The 26007-nt window shown below is 64.6% G+C and carries 21 protein-coding genes and 1 pseudogene; 11 read left to right on the top strand and 11 right to left on the bottom strand.

Going from position 1 to position 26007, the window contains the following annotated elements; translation table 11 throughout:
• Positions 1-78: 78 nt before the first annotated feature.
• A complete protein-coding gene (locus tag FJ428_RS14650; RefSeq protein ID WP_140879628.1) occupies positions 79-6231 on the bottom strand; it encodes a kinesin in 6153 nt (2050 codons plus the stop codon).
• A 272-nt stretch (positions 6232-6503) separates the two neighbouring features.
• Between FJ428_RS14650 and FJ428_RS14655 the strand changes: the two genes are divergently transcribed.
• The 3 genes from FJ428_RS14655 (at position 6504) to FJ428_RS14665 (ending at position 8659) form a co-directional block, all read left to right on the top strand.
• Positions 6504-6872 carry an Hpt domain-containing protein gene (locus FJ428_RS14655; RefSeq protein WP_140498914.1) on the top strand — a complete coding sequence of 123 codons (369 nt, stop codon included), beginning with the start codon at positions 6504-6506 and terminating at the stop codon, positions 6870-6872.
• A gap of 98 nt (positions 6873-6970) precedes the next feature.
• Complete coding sequence (locus FJ428_RS14660) at positions 6971-7291, top strand: 2Fe-2S iron-sulfur cluster-binding protein (RefSeq protein ID WP_137931040.1); 321 nt, start codon at positions 6971-6973, stop codon at positions 7289-7291.
• A gap of 333 nt (positions 7292-7624) precedes the next feature.
• Positions 7625-8659, top strand: a complete 1035-nt coding sequence (locus FJ428_RS14665) for an NAD(P)/FAD-dependent oxidoreductase (protein ID WP_140633137.1) — start codon at positions 7625-7627, stop codon at positions 8657-8659.
• 11 nt (positions 8660-8670) lie between these two features.
• Here FJ428_RS14665 and FJ428_RS14670 read toward each other — a convergent pair whose 3' ends face one another.
• The gene (locus tag FJ428_RS14670; protein ID WP_140879629.1) at positions 8671-10146 is read right to left on the bottom strand and encodes an MDR family MFS transporter; all 1476 of its coding nucleotides are present in this window, start codon (positions 10144-10146) and stop codon (positions 8671-8673) included.
• Positions 10147-10386: 240 nt separating this feature from the next.
• Positions 10387-11004 carry a DUF922 domain-containing protein gene (locus FJ428_RS14675; protein ID WP_181167298.1) on the bottom strand — a complete coding sequence of 206 codons (618 nt, stop codon included), beginning with the start codon at positions 11002-11004 and terminating at the stop codon, positions 10387-10389.
• Between the two features lie 135 nt (positions 11005-11139).
• Between FJ428_RS14675 and folP the strand changes: the two genes are divergently transcribed.
• The 3 genes from folP to folK are packed head-to-tail and all read left to right on the top strand — an operon-like array spanning position 11140 to position 12865.
• Positions 11140-11991 carry a dihydropteroate synthase gene (gene folP, locus FJ428_RS14680; protein WP_140633143.1) on the top strand — a complete coding sequence of 284 codons (852 nt, stop codon included), beginning with the start codon at positions 11140-11142 and terminating at the stop codon, positions 11989-11991.
• A gap of 3 nt (positions 11992-11994) precedes the next feature.
• Complete coding sequence (folB, locus tag FJ428_RS14685; RefSeq protein WP_140879630.1) at positions 11995-12354, top strand: dihydroneopterin aldolase; 360 nt, start codon at positions 11995-11997, stop codon at positions 12352-12354.
• Positions 12338-12865 carry a 2-amino-4-hydroxy-6-hydroxymethyldihydropteridine diphosphokinase gene (gene folK, locus FJ428_RS14690; RefSeq protein ID WP_140656374.1) on the top strand — a complete coding sequence of 176 codons (528 nt, stop codon included), beginning with the start codon at positions 12338-12340 and terminating at the stop codon, positions 12863-12865. Before folB ends, folK begins: the two co-directional genes overlap by 17 nt.
• Here the strand turns inward: folK and FJ428_RS14695 are convergent.
• On the bottom strand, positions 12857-13402 hold the full coding sequence (locus FJ428_RS14695; RefSeq protein ID WP_140664294.1) for a DUF924 family protein: 546 nt from the start codon (positions 13400-13402) through the stop codon (positions 12857-12859). The two genes, folK and FJ428_RS14695, sit on opposite strands and share 9 nt — an antisense overlap.
• 12 nt (positions 13403-13414) lie before the next feature.
• Positions 13415-15250: a monovalent cation:proton antiporter-2 (CPA2) family protein gene (locus FJ428_RS14700; protein WP_140515288.1), complete on the bottom strand. Its 1836-nt coding sequence runs from the start codon at positions 15248-15250 to the stop codon at positions 13415-13417.
• A gap of 263 nt (positions 15251-15513) precedes the next feature.
• On the opposite strand from FJ428_RS14700, the gene FJ428_RS14705 reads away from it, so the two are divergent.
• A complete protein-coding gene (locus FJ428_RS14705) occupies positions 15514-15780 on the top strand; it encodes a hypothetical protein (RefSeq protein ID WP_140547541.1) in 267 nt (88 codons plus the stop codon).
• A gap of 86 nt (positions 15781-15866) precedes the next feature.
• Here the strand turns inward: FJ428_RS14705 and FJ428_RS14710 are convergent, their stop codons facing one another.
• From FJ428_RS14710 to FJ428_RS14725, 4 genes are all read right to left on the bottom strand, one after another.
• Positions 15867-16418 carry a hypothetical protein gene (locus FJ428_RS14710; protein WP_140498896.1) on the bottom strand — a complete coding sequence of 184 codons (552 nt, stop codon included), beginning with the start codon at positions 16416-16418 and terminating at the stop codon, positions 15867-15869.
• A 90-nt stretch (positions 16419-16508) separates the two neighbouring features.
• On the bottom strand, positions 16509-17630 hold the full coding sequence (locus FJ428_RS14715) for a YcjF family protein (protein ID WP_140498894.1): 1122 nt from the start codon (positions 17628-17630) through the stop codon (positions 16509-16511).
• Positions 17627-19105: a YcjX family protein gene (locus tag FJ428_RS14720; RefSeq protein WP_140879631.1), complete on the bottom strand. Its 1479-nt coding sequence runs from the start codon at positions 19103-19105 to the stop codon at positions 17627-17629. The genes FJ428_RS14715 and FJ428_RS14720 overlap by 4 nt, the downstream gene beginning before the upstream one ends.
• 62 nt (positions 19106-19167) lie before the next feature.
• Positions 19168-19671: a histidine phosphatase family protein gene (locus FJ428_RS14725; protein WP_140498890.1), complete on the bottom strand. Its 504-nt coding sequence runs from the start codon at positions 19669-19671 to the stop codon at positions 19168-19170.
• Between the two features lie 271 nt (positions 19672-19942).
• Here FJ428_RS14725 and dksA point away from each other — a divergent pair, with 271 nt between their 5' ends.
• Positions 19943-20359, top strand: a complete 417-nt coding sequence (dksA, locus tag FJ428_RS14730) for an RNA polymerase-binding protein DksA (protein WP_140498888.1) — start codon at positions 19943-19945, stop codon at positions 20357-20359.
• 135 nt (positions 20360-20494) lie between these two features.
• On the opposite strand, the gene FJ428_RS14735 is transcribed toward dksA, so the two are convergent.
• On the bottom strand, positions 20495-21232 hold the full coding sequence (locus FJ428_RS14735) for a flagellar biosynthetic protein FliO (RefSeq protein ID WP_181167299.1): 738 nt from the start codon (positions 21230-21232) through the stop codon (positions 20495-20497).
• Between the two features lie 244 nt (positions 21233-21476).
• Between FJ428_RS14735 and FJ428_RS14740 the strand changes: the two genes are divergently transcribed.
• Positions 21477-24053: a response regulator gene (locus tag FJ428_RS14740; protein WP_140557782.1), complete on the top strand. Its 2577-nt coding sequence runs from the start codon at positions 21477-21479 to the stop codon at positions 24051-24053.
• Positions 24054-24108: 55 nt separating this feature from the next.
• Here FJ428_RS14740 and FJ428_RS14745 read toward each other — a convergent pair whose 3' ends face one another.
• Positions 24109-24735, bottom strand: a complete 627-nt coding sequence (locus FJ428_RS14745; RefSeq protein ID WP_140498884.1) for a TetR/AcrR family transcriptional regulator — start codon at positions 24733-24735, stop codon at positions 24109-24111.
• A gap of 49 nt (positions 24736-24784) precedes the next feature.
• Here FJ428_RS14745 and FJ428_RS14750 point away from each other — a divergent pair, with 49 nt between their 5' ends.
• Both FJ428_RS14750 and FJ428_RS14755 read left to right on the top strand, forming a co-directional pair.
• On the top strand, positions 24785-25627 hold the full coding sequence (locus tag FJ428_RS14750; protein ID WP_140879632.1) for an oxidoreductase: 843 nt from the start codon (positions 24785-24787) through the stop codon (positions 25625-25627).
• Positions 25628-25753: 126 nt separating this feature from the next.
• Positions 25754-25912 (top strand): annotated as a pseudogene (locus FJ428_RS14755) (transposase); the annotation flags it as partial.
• Positions 25913-26007 lie beyond the last annotated feature (95 nt).

Here is a 26007-nt window from a genome sequence, read left to right on the forward strand (position 1 = left end):
GGATGCGACGTCCACCCTTCCAAGCCAAAAGGCGGGAGACAAGTCCCCCGCCTTTTTTCATTGGCTGTCTGCCGCTGCCTAGTGCAGGCGGCCGCTGGCGTGGGCCAGCATGGTGTAGACCTTGCCTGTATCCGAGGTCAGGTAGGTCTGCGCCATGATGTTGTCGCGGTCGTTGCGCGACACGTCCTTCAGCAGCTTCTCGAAATCATCGCAATAGCGGTCGACGGCGGCGCGGAACTCTGCCTCCGTCTGGTACTTGCGACGGATCTCGTCGAACGTCTGCTGGCCCTTCAACGTATAGAGCCGCCGCGTGAACACGTCACGCTCGCCGCGTCGGTACCGGTTCCACAGTTCGATCGACGCATCGTGATCGATGGCCCGTGCGATGTCGACGGACAGCGAGTTCAGCGATTCCACGACGTGAAGCGGCGAGCGCTGGGCAGGGGCGGCGCGCGGTGCTTCGGCGGGTGTTGCCGGCTTGGCTTCGTCCTCGCGTGACGCCCCGCTCAGGAGATCGCGCACCCAGCCGCCCTGTTGCGTGCGGGCACCGGCGTCGGGACGCTGGCGCGGCGCCGTGTCGGCGGGGCGCTCCAGGTCAAGCGCGCCGCGTAGCGCCGTGCCGCCCGCCGGCGCCTGCGGCGCGCGAAGTTCCGGCTGTGGCGCGGGAGCGCGGCGCGGCGGCTCTGCCGCGCGGGGCGCTGCCGGGGCTTGCGGCGCCGGGCGCAGATTGCGCGATTCCAAGGGCTCTCCACCACTGCGGCCGGACTTCGCAACGATGTCCGAAAGCTCCTTCAGGGCGTTGATCTGCTCGGAAACCGCGCGGCGGATGGCCGATGTCGATTCCTTGGCCTCTTCCGGCATCTCGATGACGCCCTTCTTGAGCTCGGCGCGGGTGAGGTCGAGCTCGCTCTTGATGGCGCCGGCGGTGCGGCGCATCTCCTCGGTCGCGTCGGAGAAGCGCTTGGTCGCCGAATCGACGACGTCGGTGATGGCGTTGCGGATCTTGTCGGCCGATTCCAGCGTCCTGCCTTCCGCATTTTGCAGCGTCTGGCCGACCAGATTCTCGAACGAGCGCATGACCCTTTCGAGATCTTCCGACTTCTTGACCAGGCCGACAGCGAGATCCTCGAGCGAAGACTGCCTTTCGAGCGTGTGTTCGAGGTTGCTCTGGGCCGAGCTCAGGAGGTCCGAAGCACCGGCGAGCAGGCGGCTGTGTTCATCGAACTTGGTGGCGATCGACGCGACCTCGCGCAAGGTCGACGACGACAGTTCCGTCAGCCTTGTCGTGTTCGAATCGACCAGCCTTGCCGAGCTGGCGAAGGTCTGCGCCGCTTTCTCGGTGGTTGCCGCGAAGCTTTGCGTGCTGCCGGTCAGGCGTTCGTCGACCTGGCCAAGATTGGCCGCGGCCTGTTCGATCAGCTGACCGAGCTGCGCGCTCGACGTGGTCATTCGGCCGATCAGGTCGGCGACACTGTCGGATAGCGACGAGCGGGCACCTTCGACCGCCGAAAGGGTCTCGGCGGTGCGGCTGGCGAGCGCGTTGACGAGGGCTGCGTTTTCGCTGCGCAGCTTCTCGGCGGCACGTTCGGTGACCTCTTCCATGCTCTTTTGCAGTTCCGAGCCGCCCTGGGCGAAACGCTCGACCAGCGGCCGCGCGGTCTCGTCGAGGATCTTCGACATCTCCGCCGACCGTGCCGCGAGCATGGTGTTGAGCTCGCGGGTGTTGGCGCCGATCGTCTTGGCGGCGTCGTTGGTGCTCTGGCCGATATGCTGGCCGACCGCGGTGAAAGTCTCCGCGATGACATTGGCGCGCGACACGAGTTGCGCTTCGGCGCTCGACACCTGCTCGTTGAGCTTCTGGCCCATCGTCTCGGCGGTATGGGCTAGCCGGTTCTCGACGCTGGCGATCTGCTCTTCGACGCGGGCAGCAGCCGTTGCCGCGGTCGATGCGAGCCGCTCGTCGGCGCCGGCGAGCGCCTGCTCGATTTCACGGGCATGCGCGGCCAGTTCCTGGCCGGTCTGGCGCGCACGGTCGGCGACCCTCTGCTCCGTGCTGGTGAAGGCGCCAACGATGCTCTCAGCATGTTCGCCGATGGTCGAGGTGCTGGCGGCGATGCGGGAAACCAGTCGGTTGTCCGCATCATCGAAGATGCGGGCGATTTCGGAGGCGCGGCCTGACAGCGCTTCCGAACCTTCGGCGATGCGCGAGACCAGGTGCTGGTCGGCGGCGTCGAAGATGCGGCCGAGATCCGCTGCACGCGCGGCAAGAGCTTCGGCCGATTCGCCGATGCGCATGCCGAGCCGCTGATCGGCGCCTTCGAAATTGCGCAGGATATCGCCGGCGCGGGCGGCCAGCGACTGTGCCGTTTCGACGGCCCGGGCAACCAGCTTCTGGTCGGCCGCGTCGAAGGTGCCGGCAATCTCGCTCACCCGAGCCGCCAACTGGTCGGCGGTCTCCTGGGCGCGGGCGGCCAGCTTCTGGTCGGCCGCGTCGAACGTGCCGGCGATTTCGCTTGCACGGGCGGCAAGCTGATCGGCGGTTTCATGGGCTCGCGCCAGCAAGGAACTGGACGCATCGTCCGCGCGGGCAAGCAAGGCGCTCGACGTGTCTTCCGCACGGGCGTGGAGACGGCGATCCGCCTCCTCGAAGGTGCGGGCGATGTCTTCGGCCCGAGCCAGCAGGGCGGCCGAGGTCTGCTCGGCGCGCTCGGCGATCTTGCGATCCGCATCGGAGAAGGCCTGGCCCGCCTGCTCATGCAGGACGCTGGTGACTTCCAGGACCTTCTCGCGCAAGGCGCCGGCCACGAAGACGGCGCTCTTCTCGAGCACGTTGCGCACATTGTCGACGCCTGTCGACAGCGCACGCTCCATGGTGCCCGCACGCTCCTCGATGATGCCGGTCTGGCGACTGAACGCCTGCTCGATCTTGTCCACGTCGGCGGCGATCGCAGCGGAGATGTCGGTGCTCCTGGCCGCGATCTGGTCGATGTGACCCGACAGTGAACGATCGATATCCTTGCGGGTCTCGGCGAGCCTGCCGAGATCGTCTTCCAGCGCGCGGCTCAGCACGTCGCGGCCTTCGGCCAGCTTGCCGACATGTCCGGCGATGATGCCGTCGAGATCGCCACGGCTCTCCGACAGCCTCTGCAAATCGGCCTCCAGCGCGCGTTTGAGGATGTCGCGGCCTTCGGCCAGCTTCTCGACCTGGCCGGCGACAAGGCCGTCGATGCTCGAGCGGCTTTCGGCCAGCTTGGCGAGATCGTCCTCGAGTGTCTTCGACAGCACCGAACGCTCCTGGACAAGCCGCTCGGAGTGGCTATTGACCAGTCCGTTGACGTTTTCCAGATCGTCTTCGAGTGCCTTCGACAGCGCCGAACGATCCTGGGCAAGCCTTTCGGAGTGGCTGTTGACGAGAGTGTTGACGTTTTCGAGGTCGGCTTCGAGCGCCCGGGCGAATTGTCCCCGATCTTCGACCAGTTTCTGGGACTGGTCGGCGACGGTGTTCTTGATCGTATTGAGATCGGCTTCCAGCGCACGGCGCAGGATGTCGCGGCCTTCGGCCAGCTTCTCGACCTGGCCGGCCACCAGCCCGTCGATGCTCGAGCGGCTCTCGGCCAGCTTGGCGAGGTCCTCCTCAAGCGCTTTCGACAAGGTCGAACGGTCCTGGACCAGCTTGTTCATGTGGTCGGCAATGACGCTGTTCACGTTCTGCAAGTCCGCCTCGAGAACCCGCGACAGCTGCCCGCGGTCCTCGGCCAGCCTCTCGGACTGGCTCGATATGACGCCCTTGATCGCGTTGAGGTCGGATTCCAGCGCCCGCCTGAGAATATCGCGGCCTTCGGCCAGTTTCTCGACCTGACCGGCGACCAGGCCGTCGATGCTCGAGCGGCTCTCGGCGAGCTTGGCAAGGTCGGCTTCAAGGGTCTGCGACAGCAGGCTGCGATCTTCGGCCAGGCGGCCCGAATGGTCTTCGATCAGCCCGCGTATGCTGGACAGATCGTCCTCCAGCGAACGGCCGAGCTGCGAGCGGTCTTCCGCCAGTTTGGCCGAATGCGCCTCGATGAGGTCCTTGATGCCGGCGATGTCGTTCTCCAGCGCCTTGGCGAGTACCGCGCGGCCCTCGGCGATCTTCTCGACCTGACCGGCGACAAGGCCATCAATGTCGGCGCGCGTGTCCACGAGCTTGCCGAGGTCGGTTTCGAGCGCGCGCGAGAGAATGTTGCGGCCCTCGGCCAGCTTGCCAACATGTCCAGCAACCATTTCGTCAATGATTGTACGGGCTTGCACCAGCTTTCCGGAGTCTTCGTTGAGAGCCTGGGAGAGCCGGTTGCGGCCTTCTTCCAGCCTTTCGAGGTGGCTGCCGAGCGAAGCGTCGATGGCAGCGCGCGATTCGTTGACCTTGCGCAGATCTTCTTCGAGCGCGCGCGCGATCAGGCTGCGGCCTTCGGCCAGCTTCTGCACCTGGTCGGTTACCGCAGCATCGATGCCGGCACGGCTCTCGGCGAACTTGGCCAGATCGGCCTGCATCGCGGCCGCCATGCGCTCGCGGCTCTCGGAAAGGCTGCGGCTGTGATTTTCGACCGCTTCTTCTATACCCACGCGGGCATCGGCAAGCCGCTGGATATCGGCATCGAACGAGCGCGAGACGACGTGGCGCGCCGCTTCCATGCGTCCGGCGAAATCGCTGGCGCGCGCTTCGAGCATGGACGAGGTCGACGTGACGATATCGGCCATGTCGGCGCCGATCTGGGTCTTGCCCTGGTCGATCATCGCCGTCAGCGTGTCCTTGCTCTCGGCGAAGGTGTGGGCGATTTCGCGCGCGCGTTCGACCAGCGTTTCGTTGATCTGCCGGGCGCGGGCTTCGAGTGCTGCGTTGAGCTTCTGCGTGCCGGTATCGAGGGCCTCGGCGCGGGTCTGGAACTCGCTGATCAGCGCCTGGCCGCGCTCGGCGAGCGTGCGCTCGATGCCGTTGAGGCTGGCCTCGAATTCCGAATTGAGTGTGCGCGCGGCGCCACCAAGCAGCGACACCATGCCGTTGGTGCGATCGTCGAGCAGGTCGGTCAACGACCGGGTCAGGCCGTCTGTCGTGTCCGTCAGCTTGGCGATGCGCGTGTCGAGCAGGCTGGCGAAAGCCTCGCCGGAAGTCGAAAGCTTGTCGGTTATGGTGTCGAGCCGTCCTTCCACCGAATCGAAGATCGACAGCGAACTTTCGTTGATGCGGTCGATAAGCGTGTCGCCGGAATTGGTGATGGTCATCGACAGTTTGGTCGATGCATTGAGAATGCTGTCGCGGATGAGGTCGCTGGCAGCGCCGATTTCGTCCTTGAGGGTGTCGTGCGCGCCGGCGATCGAAGCGCGAACCCGCTCCGCATGGCTGACGACCGCCTCGCGCTCGCTGCCGAGCCCGTCGACGAGCGAGCGGATGCGGGTTTCGTTTTCCGAATAGGAGCGCTCGATCTGGTTGACCTCGCTGTGGACCAGCGTTTCCAGTTCGACGGCGCGGGCCAGCGTGCGTTCGATGCCTTCGCCCATGGCGGCCACCTCGCGGCGGACGGCTTGGCCGATCATCATGACGCGATCCTGGGCCATGTTTTCCGGCTCGGTGAGGCGGAAGGCCACTTCCGTCATCGACTGGGCGGCGATGCGCATGTCCTGCGCGCGGCGAATCATGGCGGCGAAGGCCCAGAACAGGATGACCGGCACGATGGCCGCGACAGCAAGGCCGATCAGTTCGGGACGGGCGAAGAACTGGTCGAGCGTGCGGATCCTCCAGATGCTCGGCCCGAAGAGGAGGTTGGCCAATCCGCCCGCGCCGGCGATCCAGGCCAGCGAAACGAAGGCGATAACCCAGTAGATCGTGTTCGAGGCGCGCCGGTTGAGGCTGTGCAGAAGCGTCTTGTAATCCTTCTGACGATCGTCATTGGCCGGCGAGAAGCCGGCGGGCTGACCGCCATTGCGTGTTTCGACGGGGCGCAGTTCGGCGGGTCTGGTCTTTGGCGCGGGATTCGCGGCCTGGGCTTGGTTGACGACGGGTGCCTGCGTCTGATTGCGTCCCTCGCGCGCCAATTCGTCGGCGGCCTGGGATATCTGCGCTTCCAGATCTTCCATCGAGGCCGCTATATCGAGGTCGCCGCTGCCGGTGTCGCCGCTGAGGTCGAGATCGAGTGCCTTCTCGAGTTCCCTGGCCACATCGTTGTCCAGAGATCTGGTCGTCGTTGTTTTCTTCGCCATGCCTTCGCTACCCTGTACTAGCTGCCGCGGACTTATGATTTTGGTTGTCGCACCCACGCGCAGGAGGCTGAAAATGGACCCCTCGTATCGTAATGACACAGGGGGGTAAAGAAAACATGCATTCCGCGGGATACGTAAAACTTTAAATATAAGGTTAACGGAAGCGTGATTCCGGCGCCGCTTTCGCAACATTTTTTCCGGCCATCCATTAACCCGTTGTCCATTGGATTCGCCTAGTTTTTCAGGCGGCCGAAGAAGCGGAGTTCGAGTTCATGCGTGGCGAAAGCGGCATTGCCTTCTCAATGCCCGGGGGCGATGTATCGGGAACGAGGCGGTCCCGACCGATCGATTTGGCACACCTTGCGCGGCAGACGATGGGCGACCGCGGCCTCGAACAGGAGGTGCTGGCGCTCTTTGTACAACAGGCGCTGTCGGTGCGCGACAGGATAGTCGATGCGGACATCAAGGACCGGCTGCTCCTGGCGCACGGCCTGAAGGGTTCGGCGCGTGGTGTCGGGGCCTTTGCCATTGCCGATTGCGCCACCGAGATAGAACGGCAGCCGGAAGACAGCCAGACGCTTACGCGGCTCGGCAAACTGATCGACGAAGTGCGCGATTTCATCGCCGCCATCAACCGCTAGACCCGTTTGCGGAAAAACGTCACCGAGCGGCGCTTTCTCGCCGCAGTTGACTTGTGTGCCCGAGTGATTATCTCGGCGGAAACTCCCTCAGGTGACAAATGACCAAACTGACCTTCATTGCCCATGACGGCACACATTTCGACGTGGATGCCGAGAACGGCTCGACGGTCATGGAAAACGCCATCCGCAATGCCGTGCCGGGTATCGAAGCGGAGTGCGGCGGCGCCTGCGCCTGTGCAACCTGCCACGTCTATGTCGACGAGGCCTGGACGGCGGAAGTCGGCGAGCCGGAAGCAATGGAAGAGGACATGCTGGACTTTGCCTACGACGTCCAGCCGAATTCGCGGCTATCGTGCCAGATCAAGGTGCGCGACGCGCTCGACGGACTGGTGGTGCGGGTGCCCGAGCGCCAAGGCTAAAAGCCGATTTTTGCCCGAGGCAATGAATCCGGGCAGGGGGTTCCTTGGGGGCCGGCTGTTGACGTCGCCTTGAATGGAAAACCCGCCTGTGCGGCGGGCCTCCGGCGCAACTCAGCACCATAACCAAATATCTACCATAGTTGCGGGCACCCCGTCAAGAAAAAATTCCTATCGTGAGAAGCTGCCCTGCCATGAAAAGGTGGCGGGGCAGCCGGACTGGCAGTCGTCCATCCCTTGCAACCCGAGTTCGCAGCTCTGATTTTTGCGGCTGCCGCTTGGCAGCAAGCCGGAGGTCATGCAGTCTCACGCCAATCCAGCAGCGAGGCGCGCACCATGACCGGCATCACCAGGACAGACGTACTCATTGTCGGGGCAGGGCCGGTCGGCCTGTTCGCCGTGTTCGAGCTCGGCCTGTTCGACATGAAGTGCCACCTGATCGACATCCTCGACCGGCCCGGCGGCCAATGCGCGGAACTCTATCCGGAAAAGCCGATCTATGACATTCCCGGCTGGCCGTCGATCTCGGCGCAAGGGCTGGTCGACAAGCTGCTCGAGCAGATCGCGCCGTTCAAGCCTGATTTCACCTACAATCGCATGGTCTCCAGCCTGGAGAGGTTGGAGGACGGCGGCTTTCGCGTCACCACCGACGAGAACGAGGTGTTCGAGGCCAAGGTGGTGGTGATCGCCGCCGGCGGCGGCTCGTTCCAGCCGAAACGCCCGCCCATCCCGGGCATCGAACCCTATGAGGGCAAGAGCGTCTTCTATTCGGTGCGCCGGATGGAAGACTTTCGCGGCCACGACCTCGTTATCGTTGGCGGCGGCGATTCGGCGCTGGACTGGACGCTCAATTTGCAGCCGGTGGCAAAAAGCGTGACCCTGGTCCACCGGCGCCCGGAGTTCCGCGCCGCCCCCGACAGCGTCAACAAGATGTACGCCATGCAGGAGATGAAGCAGCTGGATTTCCAGGTCGGGCAAGTGACCGGCTTGACCGGCGCCGCCGGCCAACTGTCGTCCGCCCTGATCAAGGGGCCGGAGGGCGACATCGAAATTCCTTGCACGCGGATGCTGCCCTTCTTCGGCCTGACCATGAAGCTCGGACCGATTGCGGAATGGGGGATCAACCTTCACGAGAACCTGATTCCGGTCGACACCGAGAAGTTCCAGACGTCGGTCCCGGGCATCTTCGCGGTCGGCGACATCAATTGGTATCCCGGCAAGCTGAAGCTCATCCTGTCGGGCTTTCACGAGGTCGCGCTGATGGCCCAGGCCGCCAAGCGCATCGTCAGCCCGGGCGAACGCATCGTCTTCCAATACACGACCTCCTCCTCCAGCCTGCAGAAGAAGCTCGGTGTGGTGGATGCCTCCTGACGCGTATCGCTTCAGTCCGCCAGCACGGGGGCCTCGGGATGGCCGCGCAGCGGTTTTTCGGGCATCAGGCTGAGCGTCAGCAGCGCCATGACCAACATCACCACGGCGGCGACGAAGATCAGCCCGAAGGCGGCAGCTTCGGCACCGGCGCCGGTCGCCTGCGCGCCTTCGCCCGCCAGCGGCAGCCCGTTGCCCAGGGCGACCGCACCGAGGATAGCAACGCCGAGCGCGCTGCCCAGCGAGCGCAGGAACGTCAGCACGCCGGTGGCGACGCCAAGGTGCCTGGGGTCGACGGCGTTCTGGACAGACACCGTGGCCACCGGAAAGGTGGTTCCGCTGCCGAGCCCGACGCACGTCGTCAGGATCTCGACAACCAGCAGCGAGGCGTGCCCCGCCACCAGGCTGAGGACGCCGAGGCATAGAACGGCGAAGGCCAATCCGAAGATGGCGATCCGCTTGTAATGGACGAAACGCGGAATGGTGCGCCCGCTGAATGTCGCGCCGGCCACCGTGCCAAGCATCAGCCCCAGGAGGGCGGTGCCGGATTCGCTTGCCGACAGGCCGATGACCGACTGGAGATAGACCGGCAAGTAGACAGACAGGCCGATATTGGCCGCCTGCAGAAGGAACATGGAGAGCGTGCCGGCAAGGACGATCGGGTTGCTCAGTACCTCGAGCGAAATCAGCGGCTCGGTTGCGCGCAGCAGCCGTAGCGCAAAGGCGCCCCACAGGACCAAGGAACTGGCGACGAGCCCGAGGATCTCCGTCGATAGCCAGGGGTATTCGCTGCCACCCCAGTTCAGCGCCAGAAGCAGCAGGGCCGTGGCGGCCACGAGAAGCAGCGCGCCGAGCCCGTCGATGCGATGCCGTCTTGCCGCGACCGGCAGCTTGCGCAGCGGCTTGTTGATGATGGCCATGGCCAGGATGCCGAGCGGAATGTTGATCCAGAAGATCAGCGACCAATGGAGATGTTCGGCGAACGTGCCGCCGAGCAAGGGCCCGGCGATGCTGGCGACTGCCCAGGTGCCCGAGATCCAGGCCGCATAGCGTGCCCGCTCGCGTGGCGGCACGAGGTCGCCGATGACGGTCTGCGCCAGGGCGAAAAGCCCGCCGCCGCCGGCGCCCTGGATCGCGCGGCCGATCACCAGCACGAACATGTTGGGCGCCATCGCACTGACCAGCGAGCCGGCGAGGAAGATGAGGATCGCGCCATAGACGGTCGGCCGGCGGCCGTAGACGTCGGAGATCTTGCCGTAGAGCGGCGCCATGGCGGTTGCGGTCAGGAGATATCCGGTCACTATCCAGGGCAGGTACTCGGCGTGGCCGAGCGCTCGCGCGATGGTCGGCATGGCCGGCGCCACAATGGTCTGGTCAAGTGCTGCCAGCAGCATCGACAGGAGAACGCCGCCGATAATGGCGTTCTTCTCGCTTTCCGTCAGCGGCGCGCTCGCGGCCGCCACGGCCTGATTGTCGACAGCCTGGTCCATAGTCTTTCGTCCATATGCTTGCGCGCGCCGTCCGGTGCGTCGGCTGGGCTAGCCGGGTTGCATCCGCGGCGCGATCGGTCGTGATGCTCGTGTTTGAAAGGTCGTGCCCTTGCCAACCCCTGATATGTCGTCCCGTATAGGCCGATTTCGACCGTTGCCCGGAAATTTTTCGAAGCTGGCACTACGCTTCGGCCCGGTTGGCTCGCACCGCCGCCCCTTAGGCGACATACATCAGGACGTTCACGTCGGCGGCAACCGGCCGTTGCCGATGCGCTCGACGCGATAGCGCAGGAGCCGCAGGATGCGGCTTTCGAAATTGACGCTTTCGACGCGATCGAACTGCACCTGGGCACGGTCGTGTCTGGCGAGAATGGCGGCGGTGATCTGGGCGGCCTTGGCCTTCGCCGCATCGCAGTCCTTCTGCGGGTAAGCGGCTTTCAGCGCGTCTTCCAGTTCGCGGGCGTGATTCTTGGCGATCTCGACATGGCGTTCCTCGTGGCGCTTGATGTCGGCCGACAGCGTGTCCCAGAACAGCCGCACATCCGCGTCGGCCTTGCGTGGGCGGCTCCATTCGGGAAGGATGACCTTGACCTTGACGGTCACGGCGGCGTCGGCGATCCGGCAGGAGCCGGACTGCCCAGCATAGCTGATGCGCGTGGTGAAGGCCATCTGTGTGGCGCCGGGATGCCGCGAGCCCGTGCTCTTCACCTGCGGACCACGTTTGGAAAGCTGTGCCTCGATGTCTTCTAGCGTCCTGCCGCCAACGGCGAAGTAGCTATATGTCTTGACGAGATTGGCCGCGCCCGCCGGAACGGCGGTGGCGGCAAGCAGCAATGCGCAAAGCAGGTTTCGTTTCATCAGGTTGCCTCTCGTCCTACCTTGCTTTACGGCCATTGCCGGCGCAACGGAATTGATCTGGTGCGGATCACACATGGTTGATGAGCCCCACGGTTGATGAGCCACACGGTTGATGAGCCCCATGGTTGATGAGCAATGACGGCGAGGCGATGGCAGTTGGCGCACGGGCGTCATCTCGACCTTGGCGACAAGGCCGTGGTGGTCGGCATTCTCAATGTCACGCCCGACAGTTTTTCCGACGGCGGTCTGTTCGATGCCGCCGAGACCGCGCTGGTCCAGGCGCGCCGCATGCTGGGCGAAGGCGCCCTGGTCGTCGATGTCGGCGGTGAATCGACCAGGCCGGGCGCGTCAGCGATCACGGCCGGCGAGGAGCAGGCGCGCATCCTGCCGGTGATCGAGGCGCTGGCGGGTTCCGGCGAGGTGCTGATTTCGGTCGACACCTATCGCGCCGAGACCGCGCGGCTTGCCGTCGCGGCCGGGGCGCATATCGTCAACGACGTCTGGGGCTTGCAGCGCGAGCCGGACATTGCGCGTATCGCAGCCGAAACCGGCGCGGGGCTCATCATCATGCATACCGGGCGGGATCGCCGGAAACTGCCCGACGTCATCGCCGACCAGTTCGCGTTCCTCGAAAAATCACTGGAAATCGCCCGCCGACACGGCATCGCCGACGATCATATCGTTCTCGATGCCGGCTTCGGCTTCGCCAAGGAGACGGCCGAGGATAACCTCGACCTGATGGCGCGGTTTTCCGAGCTCAACGCCCTCGGATTTCCGCTGATGGCCGGAACCTCGCGAAAACGCTTCATCGGCACCGTCACGGGCCGCGATGCCGCCGAAAGAGGGGCTGGGACTGCGGCGACGAGCGTCATACTGAGATTGAAGGGCGCCGACCTGTTTCGTGTCCACGATGTCGCAATCAACGTGGACGCGCTGGCCGTGGCGGATGCTATGCTGGCGCGCGAAACCGCCGCTTCGGAACGCTGAACCATGTATGTCATCCGCCTGAAGAACTGCGCCTTCTTTGCCCGGCACGGCGTGCTGGACGAGGAGGAGGCGCTCGGCCAGCGCTTCTATGTCGACGCCTCGCTCACCGTGGAGCCCGGGCGCGCGCTGGTCGACGATGCCATCGGGGAAACCGTCAATTACGGTGTTGCCTTCACGGTGATCGAGGAGATCATCACCGGACACAGGCGCTTCCTGATCGAGGCGCTGGCCCTGGAAGTCGCAAAAACCCTGACGGAACGCTTCCCGCAGATCAGGAAAGCCGAAATCACGGTCCGCAAGCCGAATGCGCCGGTGCCCGGCGTGCTCGATTACGTCGAGGTGACCGTTGTCTGGCCGCAGTAACACCGTCTATCTCAGCCTTGGCGGCAATCTCGGCGATCCGGCGAGTTCGATGGCGGCGGCGCTGCGCCTGCTCGACGCCGATCCCGCCGCTCGCGTGGCCGCGGTGTCCTCGCTCTACCGCACGCCGCCCTGGGGCAAGCTCGACCAGCCCGACTTCCTGAACGCCGCCGCCGAACTCTCGACACGGCTCTCGCCGCGGGCATTGCTCGACCTGTGCCTTGATGCAGAGCGCAAGCTGAAGCGCGTGCGCGAGGAGCGCTGGGGGCCGCGCCTGATCGATATCGACATCCTGGTTTTCGGCGACCGCGTCATCCACGAAACCGGCCTGGAAGTGCCGCATCCGCGCATGCTTGAACGTGCCTTCGTGCTGGCGCCGCTGGCCGAGATCGCGCCCGATCTTGCGGTAAGCGGGCGAAGCGTCTCGGAGCGGCTGGCCGCCGTCGATGCGGCCGGTATCGAACGCCTGCCGTCGGGCCGCGACTGGTGGCTGGATAGACCAGCGTCAGCCTGAGAACCCGCCATCGTCCAGAAAGGTTTTTTCCTCCGGCGTGGTTTCGCGGCCGAGCATCTTGTTGCGGTGCGGAAAACGGCCGAAGCGCCGGATGATGTCGAGGTGTTCTTCGGCGTATTTGAGGTAGTCCGGCGCATTGGCCGCGGTGAGCTCGACCGACCGTTCCTGGTCGGCGAGCAATTCCGAATGTTCGAACGGCAGATACAGGAACACCCGCAATTCCGGTTCGAGCACCAGATCCTGGCCTGACGTTACGGCTTTTTGGGCGAAATGCTTCGCCAGCGGGTCCGTGGCGTACATGTGGCCGGTGCCGCGAAAGCAGTTGCGCGGAAACTGATCGAGCAGGATCATCAACGCCAGCGAGCCTTCGGCATGCTCCGACCAGCCGTCGCATTCGCGCCGTGCGGCCGCGTAATGCAGCTCAAGAAAGCGGTTGCGGAAATCGCCGTCGAAAACATCGCTTTTCTCGAACCATGCGTCCGCTCCGGCATCACGCCAGAATCTGGTGACCGACAGGGCTCCGCTGTCCAAATCCATGCTTTTCTCCTATCAATCCGCCGGCTCGGACTTGTGCAGAACGCCGGCCGTTTCCTCGTTGAGCGCCTGGCCGGGGCGGCGCGGCGTGGAGAGCGGCGTCGGGATCGGCGTGCCGATATTGCCCTTCAGGAAGCGCTGTCCGGAGCGGATGCCTTCGGCGAGTTGCGTCTCGAAGCGGGCGGTGTCGCGGCGGCGGACGTCTTCGACCACCTCGGCGACGTCTTCCGGGTCTACGCCCAGGGCCTCCAGCGTCGAACCGCCAAAAACCAGCGCCGATTCGAATGTTTCACGCAGCTGATAGTCGACGCCTGTGCGGATGAGCTGTAGCGCGGTGCCTCGGTCGAAGGCGCGCGCCAACACGGTAAGCAAGGGAAACTCGGCTTTGACGAGCTCGGCGATGCGTACGGCGGCATCGGGTTTGTCGACGCAGATGAGCACGGCGCGTGCGCGCCCGGCACCGGCAGCGTGCAGGATGTCCAGCCGCGTGCCGTCGCCGTAGTAGACCTTGAAGCCGAAATCGGCCGCCGCCTGGATCATCTCGACATCGTTGTCGATGATCGACACGTCGATGCCGCGCAGCAGCAATGGCTGGCTGGCGATCTGGCCGAAGCGGCCGAATCCGATGATCAGCACGCTGCCGGTCAGCCCTTCGGCGACGTCGACGCCATCCAGCGACAGCTCGTCGCGCGGCGTCAGATACCGCAACGCGACGATCGCCAGCGGCGTCAGCACCATGGAGATGATGACGATGGCCGTCAGCGTCGCGTTGGCCTGGCCGTCGATGATGCCGACGGAAGCGGCGGCCGAATAGAGGACGAAGGCGAATTCGCCGCCTTGCGCCATGAAGACGGCGCGTTCCAGCGCCTCGCGATGGCCCGACTTCAGGATGCGGGCGACGATGTAGATGCCGAGCGCCTTCATGACCATGTAGGCAACGACATAGACGGCGATCAGCCGCCAGTTCTGAACCACCACATGCAGGTCGAGCGACATGCCCACGGCGAGAAAGAACAGGCCGAGCAGGATGCCGCGAAACGGTTCGATATCGGCTTCGAGCTGGTGGCGGAAGGTCGATTCGGACAGCAGCACGCCGGCCAGGAACGCGCCCATCGCCATCGACAGGCCGCTGAGCTGCATGGCAAGGGCGGATCCGAGAACGACCAGAAGGGCGGCCGCCGTCATCACCTCGCGAGCGCGGGCATCCGCCAGGATACGGAAGAAAGGGTTGAGCAGAAAACGTCCGGCCAGCACCAGGCCGATGATCGCGGCAAGGCCGATACCGACCTCGGCCAGCCGCTCCGACAGGCTGGTGTCGGTGCCGCCTGGCGCCAGGAACGCGATCAGGGCCAGCAGCGGCACGATCGCCAGATCCTCCAGCAGCAGGATGGAGACGATGCGCTGGCCCTTGGGCGAGGCGATTTCGCCGCGCTCTTCCAGAAGCTGCATGACGATCGCCGTCGAGGTCAGCACGAAGCCGGCTCCGGCGACGAAGGATTGCGCGATGGAAAAGCCTCCGGCTATTCCCACGCCGGTCAGCAAGACCGCGCAGACCCCGACCTGAAGCGCGCCCAGGCCGAAGATCTCGCGGCGCAAGCCCCAGAGCCGCGACGGCTGCATCTCCAGCCCGATAATGAACAGGAACATCACGACGCCGAGCTCGGCGACGTGGAGGATGGCTCCCGATTCGGAAAACACACCGATGCCGAACGGGCCGATCACCACGCCCGCGGCCAGATAACCGAGAATCGAACCCAGGCCCATACGTTTGAAGATCGGAACGGCGACAACACCCGCGGCGAGCAGCGCCACCACCTGAACAAGCTCGCTGCCCGCTGCCTCTGCCGCCATTCCCGCCATTCCGCTCGTTTGAGGACCGCAGCCTGTGCGGTCGGGTCAAGACGCCTCGGATCAGGCGCCAGCGCCCCAAGGATAGGGGCTTCGGCGGGCATGTAACAGCCCGAATCCTGCGGCGGGCAATGTTGCAGGCACGTTACACAAGTTGAGCGCGAGGCCGCGTTGCGTCTGGCTGCAATCGGAGGTTAAGCACGCTCGGCTTCGGCCAGTGGAGGGTGTGGCGATCAAGCCGCGCCCTTTTTGAGGAGATGACTGACATGAAGAAGTTTTTGCTCGTTGCCGTCGGCCTGGCGGTGCTCGCCGGCTCGGCTTGCTCCAAGGCGCCTGAGTGCACGGCCGAGGTCGCCACCAAGAAGGCGCAGGACATGGCCGCCGCGCTGCAGGAGGCGGTTACCAAGGATCCGTCCAAGGCGGCCGATCTGACGGCCAAGGTGCAAGAGGTGACGACCAAATATCAGGGCACCACGACCCTGGCCGACGCCTGCAAGGCCTATGATGAGGTGACGGCGGCGATCAAGGGCTGATCGTTCCTATCGACGTCTTCAAAAGGAGGCGGTGGCGATGGGCCGCCGTCTCTTTTTGTGTTTGGTTACAGGCGGTTGATACGCGCTCAGTTCGGCGCGATGGAGCCGACTTCGATCGCGTCGACCCGCTTCAGGCTCATGCCGATCACCGGCACCAGCTGGTCCGCGACGCGCACTGCAACCGTCACCGTCATCGAATTGTCGTCGGGGATGCGTGCCTGCATGACGCCGCGCAGCTGGTTGCGGTTGATGGTGAACACCACCTTGCGGGCATCGACCACATTGCCGCCGATGATATCGAGGCCGGCACCGGCCGCGCCGCCCATGAAGGAGCCCTTGTAATCGCGCCCCTTGCGCTCGATCTTGGCCGACATCGGCTGGGTGAACATGCCCACACGGCAGCCGCCGTCGAGCGTCATGCCCATCTTGCCGTCGGGCGTCGAGCCGGTGAAGCTGCAATTGAACTTCGTGCCCTTGTATTTGCCGGCGACGATCTCGCCCGGGCCCACCCACTTGCCTTCGGCGGACCGGAAGAACTGCTTGTCCGGCTCCGCCGCGGACGCCTGTGCGGCAATGCCGGCGACAGTGGTGATCGCAACCGCCAGGGGCAACAGGCTGGACAGAATTACGCTTTTCATCGACGACACCCGGCAACAAAGAGGCTGTTTTGGAACCAGTGCGACCATGAACAAGATTGGTTAATGCTTCGTCACTGCCAAGGTCGTCGTTCACTTGCCAGGCGGGGTGTTCTCGCTTTCCTTCCTGCTTGCGAACGATGTCAGCGCGGAGAGGAAATCACCCAGTCCCGGCCGTTTTGCCGCACTGAAGGGCAGGGGGCGCGCCGTCTCCATCGCGGCGATGCCGATGCGCGCCGTCATCATGCCGTTGACGACGCCTTCGCCGAGCTTGGCGGAGAGGCGCGCAGCCAGGCCGTGGCCGACGATCTGCTGGACGAAACTGTCGCCGACGGCGATCGAACCGGTGACCGCCAGATGCGCCAGCACGCTGCGCGCCAGGCGAAAGAAACCCAGTGTTCCCGGCCGCCCGCCATAGAGTTCCGAAAGGCGCCGGATGAGGCGCCCGGCCTCGAACACGACATAGGCTACGTCGACGAGCGCACGCGGACTGACGGCCGTCACCAGCGACACGCGTTTGGCGGCTTCCAGGATCATGATCTTGGCCCTGGCGTCGAGAGGGCCAAGGATCTCCGCCTCAGCCAGACGCACCAGATTGGCGCCATCGATGATCTCGTCGCGCAGATCGGCCAGCGCGCGCCTGCCCGCAGCCGTTTCGGGTTTGGCCGCGACGAAGGCCGACAGCTCGTCGACCACCAATCGCGCCGCCTTGGGATCGTCGCGTGCAATCGCATCGAGCGCACGCTTCTGCAGCTTTTCGACCTCGGCAAGCCGGGCGATCGCCAGGAACTCGCGAATCAGGATCACCACCAGCGCCAGCACGGCGACGGCAGCCATGCCGGCGGCCAGCCAACCCAACCACTCGGCGCGCGCGAACAGATCGCGAATGAGCTGATCGGTCCACAGGCCGATGGCCAGCGAAACCAGCACCCCGAACGCGCCGAAGAAGATGGAGCCAAGCAATGAACGTTTCCTGCGAGCGACTGCCGGCGGCGGTTCGGCAGCGACGATGTCCGGCTCGTCGAACACGTCGATCTCCGACGGGATGACCAGCGCGACATCGCTCTTCACCGCGCGGGGCTTGCGCTGTGTGTCGGTCTGGACACGGCGCGCCTCCGGCGCCCCGGCCTGGGCACGGCGCGCCTGCGCCGCGTCCTGCTGCGATGTGGCCTCCGGTTCGATGCGGAATGCCGCCGGCTTGCGGGGCGCGGTCATGCCAGATGGTCTCCGATCAGGAACTGCAAGGCACGGTCGAGCCGGATATGCGGCAGTGACAGCATGACGCCCTCGGCCGTGCGCTCGAGTTTTGGCGGGCGAAAGCGCACGAAGCGGATCGCCGGGTCGGTATTGTCCTGCCTGTGCGCTCCCCCGGGAGCTTCGAAGACAGCATCAATTTTCTCCGGTAAATCACCGGGAAATATGGCCGTTTCAGCTTTCCCGTCAAAGGTGTCGCCATTGATTGTCTCGCCCGCGAGCGGTGTGCCGATGATGACCGGCAATGTCTCGCGGCCCTGTTTGACGGTGCCTTCCCGTGTTGCGCGCACCGCCGCCATGGCGACGACGTCGACGCCGGCGCCGGTGAAATTCGCCCGCGCCACGGCGCGGTCTGCCAGCCGCCGCACGATCGCCTGCAAGCGGTCATGGCTGTCGTGATGCAGGTGGTCGGCCTTGGTGGCGGCGATCAGGATACGATCGATGCGCCGCGAGAAAAGATCGGTGAGGAAGCTGCCGCGTCCAGGACGGAAACAGGCGAGGATCTCGGTCACCGCGCGCTCCAGGTCGGCCATGGCGCCGGGGCCGGCGTTCAGCGCCTGCATGGCGTCGATCAGCACGATCTGGCGGTCGAGCCGGGTGACGTGTTCGCGGAAGAAGGGTTTGACGACATGGGTCTTGTAGGCCTCGTAGCGCCTTTCCATCATCGCGTGCAGCGAGCCGCTGCGCGGGCGCTTGTCGCCCAGGCTGGCCAGAGGCGCGAAGGTCAATGCGGGCGAGCCTTCGAGATCGCCAGGCATCAAGAAACGGCCCGGCGGCAAGGTCGAAAGCGCCCGCTCGTCGAGCTTGCAGGCTTTGAGATAGGCGGCGAAATCCTCGGCCAGGCGGCGCGCCGTCATCTCCTCGGCATCGGCGTTCGGGTCGATCTCGGCCGATAGCGCCCGCCAGGCCCGCGACAGGTCCTCGCGCACCGGCAACGCAGCCATTTCAAGGGCTTCGCGCGAAAAATCGGCGAAGGATTTTCCGAGCAGCGGCAGGTCGAGCAGCCATTCGCCGGGATAGTCGACGATGTCGACCGACAGTTTTCCGGAGGAAAACATCCTGTTCCAGCCGGAGGCCGATTCATATTCGATGGTCAGCCGCAATTCGGAGATGGCGCGTGTCGAATCGGGCCAGACGCGGTCGTTCACCAAGGCGGCGATATGGTCCTCGTACTGGAATCGCGGCACCGCGTCGTCGGGCTGCTCTTCGAGGAAAGCGCGCGCGATGCGCCCGGATTTCTGCGCCTCGAACAGCGGCAGGCGCCCGCCATGAATAAGATTGTGGACCAGGGCCGAGATGAAAACCGTCTTGCCCGCCCTGGAAAGGCCCGTGACGCCCAGCCGCAGCGACGGCGAAAAAAGCCCGCTGGCGCGGCCCGAAAGCGTGTCGAGGGCAATTCTCGCCTCGTCGGTGAAAGTGGTCAGCGATGATGCCAAAATTGTCTCTCGAGGCTGCGACAGGTCCGATATAGGCGTTGCCGTTCTGGTTTGAAATGGCGTCAGAGGTCAGCCGGCGTCAGGAATGCCTCGAGATAGCCGGCACCCTGGGCGGCCCCGGCAAGATCGCCGCTGAAGCGCACGACCGCCAGGCCCGAGGTCGGGAAACCATGATTGAGCATGGCGCGGGCGCTTTCCTCGCCATCGCCGGACACCGCCATGGCGAGATCCTCCGTCATCGGATTGTGGCCGACGAGCAGCATCGAACCCACCCCACCATTGTCCCGGATGAGGCTGAGGTACGCGGCCGCGTCCTCGCTGTAGAGCGCGTCGACGAACAGAACCCGGCCGGTGTCGGCCCGACCGGCCACGCCTTCCAGCGTCTCCTTCGCGCGCCGGGCTGTGGAGCAAAGCGTCAGATCGGGCACATAGGAGCGCGACCGCATGGCGATGCCCATCGCCTCCGCATCAGCGCGGCCGGACGCATCGAGAGGGCGATCGAAATCACGCATGCCGGGCAGCGCCCATCCGGCTTTGGCGTGCCTCAACAGATAAAGCCTGCTCACCCAACCTCCACCGTGCCAACAGCCCGAACCGTGCCGTGATTAGCCATAAGAACGGCGTGGCGCACAATGGCAGTCGTTTTTCGGACATGACGAATCATCAGCCGGCGGCCGCCAGTTCGAAGGATCCGGTACCTAAGACCAGCCCGAATCACCTCAATCGCGCTCATCGAGGCAGATTAACAATTGCGTGAATCGGTAATCGATTGCGCTTGTGCAGGCGTTTGACCGCGAATATATAGGCGCCAAATTTGGGGCTGTTTGGGTGAGTCGAATGAACGATGCCGTTACCGCCGATTACGTACCCTCCGAAGACGAGCCGTTCATGAACGAGCGGCAGAAATCCTACTTCCGCTCCAAGCTCGTCACCTGGAAGAACGACATATTGCGCGAAGCGCGCGAAACCCTCGAAATCCTACAGCAGGAAAACGCCAATCATCCCGATCTAGCCGACCGCGCCTCTTCGGAAACCGACCGCGCCATCGAACTCAGGGCGCGCGACCGCCAGCGGAAACTCATCGCAAAGATCGATTCGGCCTTGCAGCGCATCGAGGAAGGCACTTACGGCTATTGCGAGGAGACCGGCGAACCGATCGCGCTGAAGCGGCTGGATGCCCGCCCGATCGCAACCTTGTCCATCGAAGCGCAAGAGCGCCACGAGCGCCGCGAGAAGGTCTATCGCGACGATTAGCCTGCGGTCTGCATTCAAGAAGATTTCAGCGATATCGCTCTCGAAATGGCCGGTTTTCCGGCCATTTCTTTTTTCAGAACCCGGGCGATGCGCGCAAAACCCCGATCGGTTTTTCGGACCGGGCGCAAGCGCTGCTCATCTTTTCTGGCTGGAGAGTTCGCCCAGAAGCCTGGTCATCTCATCGTCGAGCGACGGCGGTGCTTTTGCCACCGGCTTATTCGCCGGACTGCTCGAGCGGGGCTGGTCGAGCGAAACCTCGAGTTCCTTCATCAGCGTTTCATCGATGCTTTCCTGCCCCGGCGGTGGTGAAGCCGGCGGCGGGGCATGCCGGACGGCATTGACGTTTGCGGAGCCGTAGGAAGGCAGAGGCGTGACATTGGTCGGCTGATAACCCTGCGCCGCCGGCTTCGGCACCGGCTCCGGAGCGCGCTGGCGGGCGGGTGGCGCTGCGCCCACCGGCTGCGGAGCAGGTGCCTGTCTCGCCGGCGCCGGGGTGGGCTGAGGCGGACGCGGCTTTGCCACCGCGACAGGCTGCTGCGAACCGCCGTCTCCGGTCAGCGCGGGACGGCGTGGCGCAGAAAGGCGGATGTCACGCTCGACGACGACATCGGTCGGGCCGCCGATCAAAAGCAGATGCTCGATGTCGTCGCGGCGCACCAGCACCAGGCGGCGATGGCTGTCGACGGCGGTGGCGTCCATGACCGCAAGCCGCGTCTTGCGGTTCCGGCCGCCCGCGACAAAGGTGCCGAAGGTCAGGTTGCGAACGAGTTTGACGATGATGAGGACGATAACCAGCAGGACCAGCGCCGCGAAGGTCCACAGCAGTGCCGCTACATAGCCGGGGCCCGCTACGCTATCCAGCCATTGCAGCATTGGTTCCCCCTGATCGGTTTGGAAGTGACGCGACACTAGACCGTTGCGGCGGGCTGCCGCAAGTTGCCTTTCACGCTTCATGAACAGCTTGAAACACTGGAGGGCCGGCCGACATCATTTTTATCTGACATTTGCCGCCCGGGCCTTTTCGGGACCAGGAGAATATGATTCAACCCGACAGGGGCGGGCGTCGGCACACATTGCGGCGAGTATCGGAACACCGGACTTCAAGAGCAGGGGGCACATGGCCAAGGAAACGCGCGGCGATTTCTATCCGGTACCGATCGTCGATCAGAACACGCGGCCGGGCGCCGTCACCCGGCTCGTCATCTTCATTGCCGTCCTGACGGGGGCCGCGATCGTTTTCGGCCTGTTTCGCGAGCGGCTCGGCGACCCTTTCCTGCTGGGCATGCTCGGCGTGCTGGCGATGATCGGCGTCGGCTTCCTATTCGCCACGGCAATTGGCTTCGTGCAGATCACGCCACGCTCGACGGGCGACGAACTGTCGAAAGCATTCGTCGATTCGATGTCGCAGGGCCTTCTGGTCACGGACACCAAGGGCCGCGTGGTCTATGCCAACCGCGCCTATGCCGACATGACCGGAGCCTCTTCCGCGGCCGACCTGAAGACGGTCGAAGGGCTGCTTTCGGATGTTCCGGAAGCTTCGGTCACCATCTACCGACTGGCCTCCGGCCTGCGTGACGGCCAGCCGGGCGACGGCGAGTTCCGGCTCGCGCAGTCGATCAAGCCTGGCGCTGAGCCAGGCGCGCGCTGGTATCGCGCCCGCGCCCGCGCTTTCAGCGTGCCGGGCCAGCGGCCGCCGATGCTCGCCTGGCAACTTGCCGACATTTCGCAGGAACGCGCCGAGCAGGAGCGTTTCTTCCTGGACCTGCAGAAGGCGATCGATCATCTCGACCACGCGCCCGCCGGCTTCTTTTCCGCCGACCAGGAAGGCCGCGTCACCTATATCAACGCCACGCTCGCCGAATGGCTGGGCATCGACCTTGCCAGCTTCACGCCCGGCGCCGTCTCCCTGCCGGAGATCGTCGCCGGCGACGGCATGGCGCTGGTGCGCTCGGTCAAGGCCGACCCCGGTACGACGCGCAACGCGGTCATCGATCTCGACCTCACGACAATGACGGGCGAGGCGCTGCCGGTGCGCTTCATGCATCGCGTTTCAGCCAGCCGCGAAGGCCTCAACGGTCCGACGCGCACGATCGTGCTCAACCGCACGCAAGGCGAGGACGCCTCGGCGGACCTGCGCGCTTCGGAAGTGCGGTTCACCCGCTTCTTCAACTCGACGCCGATGGCGATCGCCGGCGTCGACGCCAGCGGGCGCATCCTGCGCACCAATGCGCCGTTCCTTTCGCTGTTTTCATCGGTCGTCGACCGGGACGCCGTCGATCGCCGCATGCGGCTCGACACCGTCATCCACGAACGTGACCGCCCGGCCTTTGCCGCGGCCTTCGAAAAGGCAAGGCAGCGGCAGGCCGATATCGAGCCGATCGACACGCTTCTGCCCGGCAATGAGGAGCGCCACATCCGTTTTTACGTCAATGCGGTCGCCGACGGCACAGGCGGCGAGGGGGCCGAGGAGTCGGCCATCGTCTACGCCGTCGAGACGACGGAGCAGAAGGCGCTCGAAGGGCAGATGGCGCAAAGCCAGAAGATGCAGGCGGTCGGCCAGCTTGCCGGCGGCATCGCGCACGACTTCAACAATGTGCTGACCGCCATCATCATGGCGTCTGATCTGCTTCTGACCAACCATCGGCCGTCGGACCCATCCTTCCCCGACATCATGAACATCAAGCAGAATGCCAACCGGGCAGCCTCGCTGGTGCGGCAGTTGCTGGCCTTTTCGCGCAAGCAGACGCTGCGGCCGGAAGTGCTGAACCTCACCGACGTGCTCGCCGATCTCAGGATGTTGCTCGCCCGTCTGGTCGGCAACGACATCAAGCTGAAGATCGATCACGGTCGCGATCTTTGGCCGGTCAAGGTCGATATCGGCCAGTTCGAGCAGGTGGTGGTCAACCTGGCGGTCAACGCGCGCGATGCAATGCCGGCGGGCGGCGACCTCACGGTGCGCACCCGCAATGTGACCGCCGACGAGTGCAAGACTTTTCCCTACCGGGAACTCACTCCGGCGGACTATGTGGTGGCCGAGGTCGAGGACACCGGCAGCGGCATCGCGCCCGACGTGCTGAAGAAGATATTCGAACCGTTCTTCACCACCAAGGAAGTCGGCAAGGGCACCGGCCTTGGCCTGTCCATGGTCTACGGCATCATCAAGCAGACCGGCGGCTTTATCTTCTGCGATTCCGAGGTCGGCAAGGGTTCGGTCTTCCGCATCTTCCTGCCGCGCCACATCGCCGAGGCAAAGAAGGCAGGCGAACCCGGGGAAGCACCGGCAGCGGTGCCTGCCAAGTCGGCCGAGACAGGCAAGGATTTGTCCGGCTCGGCCACGGTGCTGCTGGTCGAGGACGAGGATGCGGTGCGCATGGGCGGCATGCGGGCACTGACCTCGCGCGGCTATACCGTGCACGAGGCGTCCTCCGGAGTCGAGGCGCTGGAAGTGTTCGAAGCGCTCGGCGGCAAGGTCGACATCGTGGTTTCGGATGTGGTGATGCCGGAGATGGACGGGCCGACGCTGCTCGGCGAACTGCGCAAGCGCCAGCCGGACATCAAGTTCGTCTTCGTGTCCGGCTATGCCGAGGATGCATTCGCCAGGAACCTGCCGGCGGACGCGCATTTCGGATTCCTGCCGAAACCGTTTTCGCTCAAGCAGTTGGCAACGATCGTCAAGGACATGCTGGAGTCTTAGGCCGTGAACCCATAAATCGGGAAATGGCCGAGATTGGTGGTTTCCGGAGGGCAGCTTAGGAGGCGGAATCGCCGAATAGCGGCCGTTCAGCAAATCCGAGCAGCAAGGTTTTTGCGATCTCTCGCGCCTTCGAGGCAAGCGCCTCATCCGGCAGTTCGCCGGCGGTCCAGAATGACAGGACCCCACGAAAGGCAAATGCGAGCTGCTCCGGCAAACTGCGCAGCGCCTCCTGCCTGCCGGCCGCGATCAAGCCTTCGCCCGCTCCAAGGGCCAGCGACCACAAGGTTGTGGAGTGCGCCAGGACCTTTCCGGGGGACGGGCCGGCCGTGCCGATCCATCCCATCACGGCCCGGTTTATCTCCGGCTCCTCCAACATCACCTCGACCGCGGTATCGATGGCCAACAGCACGCGGCCTGCGGCATCGGCAGGCGGTGACATCCCGGCAAAGCGCTGGGCCATCGTATCGATCCGCCGCCGCGAAAGGGCATGCATGATCGCGGCCTTGCTCCCGAACTGATTGAACGGCGTCGCGAAACTGACTCCGGCCTCGGTGGCGAGGTCGCGCATCGAGAAATCGGCCTTACCCTGTCGGAGCAGTCGCTCCGCCGCATCGATCACACGCCGGCGAAGCGGCTCACCCCGCGTGGCGGTCGGAGCAACCTTGGTCTTGTTTGGTGTCATGTTGTTATCTATATCATGATATAGTTTTAATCATAGCCCGGAGTGAACCATGACTTCCACCCCTAAGACATTCCTCATCACCGGTGTCAGCTCCGGGCTGGGGCGAGCATTTGCAAGAGGCGCGCTTGAAGCGGGCCATCGGGTGATCGGCACCGTGCGGCGGGAAGCCGACGCCGAGATCTTCGCCGCGCTCGCGCCCGATCGCGCCCACCCGCTCTTGCTGGACGTGACCGATTTCGAGACGGTCCCGGCGGCTGTCACCGCGGCGGAACGGCAGGCGGGTCTAATCGACGTGCTGGTGAACAACGCCGGTTACGGCCATGAGGGCGTGCTGGAGGAGTCCTCCCTGGACGATCTCCAGCGCCAGTTCGCCGCCAACGTCTTCGGGCCCGTCGCGATGATCAAGGCGGTGCTGCCGGGCATGCGCGAGCGGCGTCGCGGCCATATCATCAACGTCACGTCCATGGGCGGCTTCATCACCATGCCCGGGATCACCTTCTATTGCGGAAGCAAATTCGCGCTCGAAGGCATTTCCGAAGCGCTCGGCAAGGAAGTAGCAGGCTTTGGAATTCGGGTGACGGCGCTCGCTCCCGGCCAATTCCGCACGGATTGGGCCGGACGCTCGATGGATCGCACGCCGCGCAGCATTGCCGACTATGACGCGGTCATGGACCCGATCCGCGCCGCGCGACAGGCCAAGAGCGGCAACCAACCGGGCGATCCGGCCAAGGCCGCGCAGGCGTTGCTCGTGCTGGTCGATGCCGCGAACCCGCCGGTACGGCTGTTCCTGGGCGACGACGCGCTGGGGCTGGTCGACCAGAAGCTGGACGCGATGCGGAGCGAAATCAGCGCGTGGGAGGAGCTTTCGCGATCAACCAGCTTCGCATCATGAGCGCTTGGAGTGCGTCGGCTGATGAAGACGCGCCGCGCGTCTTCATCAGCCTGCAATTGGGGCGGCCTGTGACCGCCGGCCGAACATCCCGCCGAAGAGCAACCAAGTGAAGCCTTGCTTCAGCGGCTCTATCGCGAGCGCAACCTGATCGAGCGGTTCTTCTCTGAGCTGAAGCACTTCCGGCGTGTCGCCACCCGCTACGACAAGCTCGCCGCCAACTTCCTCGCCATGGTCCAGCTCGCCTCAATGCGGCTGTGGCTCCGCGCTTGTGAGTCTACGTCCTAGAACAGTTCAGCTTTGATAGAGTCGCCGGCCGCTTTAACTCTTTGTTTTCGTGATATTGTCGTCCTGAAACGAAGTTTCCGTGTATTAGCGTTCCC

Origin of the sequence: Mesorhizobium sp. B2-8-1 (assembly GCF_006440955.1) — a bacterium.
Taxonomy (GTDB): Bacteria; Pseudomonadota; Alphaproteobacteria; order Rhizobiales; family Rhizobiaceae; genus Mesorhizobium.

Excerpts from the sequence above, each read along its gene's own strand:
- FJ428_RS14650 (WP_140879628.1), bottom strand. The coding sequence starts at position 6,231 with ATGGCGAAGAAAACAACGACGACCAGATCTCTGGACAACGATGTGGCC.
- FJ428_RS14655 (WP_140498914.1), top strand. The coding sequence starts at position 6,504 with ATGCGTGGCGAAAGCGGCATTGCCTTCTCAATGCCCGGGGGCGATGTA.
- FJ428_RS14660 (WP_137931040.1), top strand. The coding sequence starts at position 6,971 with ATGACCAAACTGACCTTCATTGCCCATGACGGCACACATTTCGACGTG.
- FJ428_RS14665 (WP_140633137.1), top strand. The coding sequence starts at position 7,625 with ATGACCGGCATCACCAGGACAGACGTACTCATTGTCGGGGCAGGGCCG.
- FJ428_RS14670 (WP_140879629.1), bottom strand. The coding sequence starts at position 10,146 with ATGGACCAGGCTGTCGACAATCAGGCCGTGGCGGCCGCGAGCGCGCCG.
- FJ428_RS14675 (WP_181167298.1), bottom strand. The coding sequence starts at position 11,004 with ATGAAACGAAACCTGCTTTGCGCATTGCTGCTTGCCGCCACCGCCGTT.
- folP (WP_140633143.1), top strand. The coding sequence starts at position 11,140 with ATGACGGCGAGGCGATGGCAGTTGGCGCACGGGCGTCATCTCGACCTT.
- folB (WP_140879630.1), top strand. The coding sequence starts at position 11,995 with ATGTATGTCATCCGCCTGAAGAACTGCGCCTTCTTTGCCCGGCACGGC.
- FJ428_RS14695 (WP_140664294.1), bottom strand. The coding sequence starts at position 13,402 with ATGGATTTGGACAGCGGAGCCCTGTCGGTCACCAGATTCTGGCGTGAT.
- FJ428_RS14700 (WP_140515288.1), bottom strand. The coding sequence starts at position 15,250 with ATGGCGGCAGAGGCAGCGGGCAGCGAGCTTGTTCAGGTGGTGGCGCTG.
- FJ428_RS14705 (WP_140547541.1), top strand. The coding sequence starts at position 15,514 with ATGAAGAAGTTTTTGCTCGTTGCCGTCGGCCTGGCGGTGCTCGCCGGC.
- FJ428_RS14710 (WP_140498896.1), bottom strand. The coding sequence starts at position 16,418 with ATGAAAAGCGTAATTCTGTCCAGCCTGTTGCCCCTGGCGGTTGCGATC.
- FJ428_RS14715 (WP_140498894.1), bottom strand. The coding sequence starts at position 17,630 with ATGACCGCGCCCCGCAAGCCGGCGGCATTCCGCATCGAACCGGAGGCC.
- dksA (WP_140498888.1), top strand. The coding sequence starts at position 19,943 with ATGAACGATGCCGTTACCGCCGATTACGTACCCTCCGAAGACGAGCCG.
- FJ428_RS14735 (WP_181167299.1), bottom strand. The coding sequence starts at position 21,232 with ATGCTGCAATGGCTGGATAGCGTAGCGGGCCCCGGCTATGTAGCGGCA.
- FJ428_RS14740 (WP_140557782.1), top strand. The coding sequence starts at position 21,477 with ATGGCCAAGGAAACGCGCGGCGATTTCTATCCGGTACCGATCGTCGAT.
- FJ428_RS14745 (WP_140498884.1), bottom strand. The coding sequence starts at position 24,735 with ATGACACCAAACAAGACCAAGGTTGCTCCGACCGCCACGCGGGGTGAG.
- FJ428_RS14750 (WP_140879632.1), top strand. The coding sequence starts at position 24,785 with ATGACTTCCACCCCTAAGACATTCCTCATCACCGGTGTCAGCTCCGGG.